This is a genomic window from Bradyrhizobium sp. Leo170 (genome assembly GCF_004296405.1).
GTDB lineage: Bacteria > Pseudomonadota > Alphaproteobacteria > Rhizobiales > Xanthobacteraceae > Bradyrhizobium.
The window spans coordinates 1-3,088 of record NZ_PSRR01000561.1; the positions used below are offsets into that span (position 1 = coordinate 1).

General features: G+C 65.8%; 4 protein-coding genes and 1 pseudogene. All 5 read right to left on the reverse strand.

Features of this window, described 5'->3' with window-relative positions:
• Positions 1-54: 54 nt before the first annotated feature.
• Positions 55-816 (reverse strand): anti-sigma factor family protein, encoded by a 762-nt coding sequence (locus tag CWO89_RS42380; protein ID WP_130584147.1) that lies wholly within the window; start codon positions 814-816, stop codon positions 55-57.
• Positions 813-1,367, reverse strand: a complete 555-nt coding sequence (locus tag CWO89_RS42385) for a sigma-70 family RNA polymerase sigma factor (RefSeq protein ID WP_130584149.1) — start codon at positions 1,365-1,367, stop codon at positions 813-815. The genes CWO89_RS42380 and CWO89_RS42385 overlap by 4 nt, the downstream gene beginning before the upstream one ends.
• A gap of 91 nt (positions 1,368-1,458) precedes the next feature.
• Positions 1,459-1,782, reverse strand: coding sequence for a cupredoxin domain-containing protein (locus tag CWO89_RS42390; RefSeq protein ID WP_130584148.1), 324 nt, complete (start codon positions 1,780-1,782; stop codon positions 1,459-1,461).
• Between the two features lie 14 nt (positions 1,783-1,796).
• Positions 1,797-2,747: a metallophosphoesterase family protein gene (locus CWO89_RS42395; protein ID WP_028167161.1), complete on the reverse strand. Its 951-nt coding sequence runs from the start codon at positions 2,745-2,747 to the stop codon at positions 1,797-1,799.
• Positions 2,744-3,088: pseudogene (locus CWO89_RS49320) on the reverse strand (hypothetical protein); the annotation flags it as partial. The pseudogene CWO89_RS49320 and the gene CWO89_RS42395, both read right to left, overlap by 4 nt.

Consider the following 3,088-nt stretch of genomic DNA (forward strand, 5'->3'; position numbering starts at 1 on the left):
GTCGCAAGCGGCGGCAAACCCCGGATTACGCTTCGCTCCATCCGGGCTACGAAGCTACGAAGCTGGAGTCCGCATCGCCGTCTCGAACTTCTCGCCGAACTCGGCAAGCTCGTCGGCGGCGAGGTCGCTGACGGCCCAGAAGTTCAGGCCGTGATCGCTCCAGTGGCGGATGTTGAAGCCCTGCCGCTGGCTCGTCCTGGCGCCGTGGCGCTCGGTGTCTGATGTCTGCGCGACGAACAGGTTGATGACGTGCTGGCGCCTTCGATAGACCACGGCGCCGATCGGGCGGGCGTCGACATAGTCGAGGCGTCCGCCGATCAGGGTGAAGCCCAGGGCGGTGAGGTCGATCACGGGCGGGGCGACATCGAGCCTGCCGTTGAACCACGGCTTGACCGTGTGCTGGTCGGTGGAAAGCACGTCGGTGAGATGGCCGGCCTGCAGCGAGCGCAGGTGCGCCGAGACCAGTTCCGACTGGACGCGTGTGTCATCGTCATTGCGCAGGATGACGGCGACGAGCCCGGTCGCAGCCATCGCGGAGACCGCCGATCCCAGCGCGAAGCCGCGCAGCACCGCGCGGCGGCTTGGCGCGGCCTTCGGCTGCGGCAGCGCGGCCTCGATGCGCCGTCGCAGCTCGGGCGGCGCAGTGTAGCTTGCACCCTTTTCCGCGATCATGCGGCTCATCGCGCGATAGTCTTTCGCCAGCTCCGTGCAGCGCGGGCAGCCTGCGATGTGGTCCTCGACCTCGCGCGCATGTCCCGCGTCGAGCTCGCCGTCGATCAGCGCCTGAAGCAGCACCTCGGCTTCCTCGCAGGTCATTTTGCTTGCTCCTGTTCCGCGAGCCACGCCGAGCGCAGCATCGCGCGGGCGCGGGCAAGTCGCGACATCACGGTGCCGACGGGGACGGCCGCAACATCGGCGATCTCGCGGTACGAAAGGTTCTGGATTTCCCGGAGCACGAAGGTCTCGCGAAACGGTTCGGCAAGCGCCGCGATCAGCCGGCGAATTGCCGCGGAATCCTTCTCGCGCAGCATCTGCGTCTCCGGCGTCTCCTGCGCCTCATGCCAGAGCGGGGTTGCCTCCGCGCTGTCGGCGACGTCCTCGATCGCGCCGATCTTGATGCCCGCGCGGCGCGCATATTCCGCACGGCAGACATTGCGCAGGATCGCGAACAGCCATGGCTTCATTGCCGGCCCGCGATAGCTGTCGAAATGCTTGTAGGCGCGCAGGAAACACTCCTGCACCGCATCCTCGGCATCGCTGGCGTCCCGCAGGAGATAGCGTGCCAGTGTATAGGCATCGTCGAGATAAGGCAGTGCGGCCTCGCGAAAGCGCCGCGCCTTCTCGGGATTGTCCTCCGACGCTTTCATCGCCTCATGCCCGGTTTGTGCGGCGAATGTCTTGGCCCGGCCGGTGTCGATCCGCCGGCCGGGCAGGGTCGCGCTGGCAGAGATTGTCAACTTACTCGACCATGATCATGCCTGTCATGTGCGGGTGCAGCGAACAAAAATATTTGTACTCGCCGGCCTCCGTGAAGGTGAATGAAAAGCTGCCGTCGGTGTCCATGGGTTTCGACCTGAATTTTCCTGCGCACACCACCGTGTGCGGAATGTCGTCGCGATTGGTCCAGGTGACGGTCGTGCCGACCTTCACGTCGAGCTGCGCGGGCTGGAAAACAAAGTTGTCGATATGCACTTCCATATCGGCGGCACGCGCAGCGCTGGCGGGGAGCAGCATGGCCGCGGCGACGGCGATGCCGAAGTCACGGCGATTGATCGTGCTCATGAACCTGTCCCTCTTCAGCCCTGCAGCGGCGTGTCGATGATGGCGAGGCGCTCCTGCCCCTGCTTGAAGTTGACGCTGGCGATGCCGAGCACGCTGCGCAGCTTGGCATCCTCGACCTTCATCGGGCCCGGTGAGGGCGCAGTGCCGGGCGCCGGCTGCGGAAAGGCGGTGGAGCGCGCGGTGTGGAAGGTGACGTTGCCTTCGACCTTCTGCATCACCTGGTGAATGTGCCCGTTCAGCACGGTCACCGAGCCGAAACCCTTCACATATTCCAGTGCGCGTGCGCCGTCCTCGGTGCCCCAGCCCCAGGTCGGATAGACGGTCCATAGCGGGATGTGGGCGAACAGCACGATCGGGGTCGATTTCGAGCGGCCCTTCAGATCGTCCTCGAGCCATTCGAGCTGCTCGGCGCCGAGATTGCCCAGGCCTCCGGCCTTGAGGTCGACGACGTTGACGAGGCCGACGAAGTGCACGCCGCCGGCGTCGAACGAATACCAGCCGGCGCCCCTGGTGCCGCGGCCGTAGCGCTCCTTGTAGAGCTTGACTTCCTCGTCGATCAGATCGTGCTCGCCCGGCACGTAATGCACGTCGAGCTTGGCCTGCGAGATGACGCGCTCGGCATTGTCGAACTCGGCGGCCTTCGACAGATGCGTGATGTCGCCGGTGTGGATCATGAAGGAGGGTTTCGCGGGCATGGCGTTGATCTTGCCGATCGCTTCTTCCAGCGTGCCAAGCGCGTTCGGATTGGCGGCCTTGTCGAAGCCGACATGGCTGTCGCTGATCTGCAGGAAGGTCATGCCAGAGGCCTCGGCCGCTTGCGCCGAGCCGACCATGCCGAGCGAGCGCGGCACGCCGCCCGCCACTGTCCAGAGCACGCCGGTGCCCGCCCAGGTCATGCACTCCAGCACCCGGCGGCGGCTGACGCCGCGCTCTTCATCCCTGTGGTCGTGATCGAACTCGCTCATCGCAGTTCTCCATGCGCCCGTGATTGGGCCAGCGGAGACGTGATCGGGCGAGGGGAGGGGTTATTCCTGGCGGCGAAGCTCCATTGGCGCGAGGCGATGACGATTTCGTGAGGTGCTGCAAATCTCCGGCCGTCAGGCCGCTGCGACCCAGCCTCGGAACGTGAATCCGGCGTAGAACAGGGCGACGTCGGAAAAGCCGCTTCCGCGAGGAGTGCTTCGTCCTCTTCGGCGGACAGAACGGGCAGCCGCTGCGCCATGGAAGCGGCAGAGGCCGCCACCTGCGCGGGATCGGCTCCCGTGCCGTTCGCGAACATGATGGACCGCGTCAGCCAGCGTTCGAG

Coding starts and splice junctions, on each gene's coding strand:
- CWO89_RS42380 (WP_130584147.1), bottom strand. CDS start 816: ATGACCTGCGAGGAAGCCGAGGTGCTGCTTCAGGCGCTGATCGACGGC.
- CWO89_RS42385 (WP_130584149.1), bottom strand. CDS start 1,367: ATGAAAGCGTCGGAGGACAATCCCGAGAAGGCGCGGCGCTTTCGCGAG.
- CWO89_RS42390 (WP_130584148.1), bottom strand. CDS start 1,782: ATGAGCACGATCAATCGCCGTGACTTCGGCATCGCCGTCGCCGCGGCC.
- CWO89_RS42395 (WP_028167161.1), bottom strand. CDS start 2,747: ATGAGCGAGTTCGATCACGACCACAGGGATGAAGAGCGCGGCGTCAGC.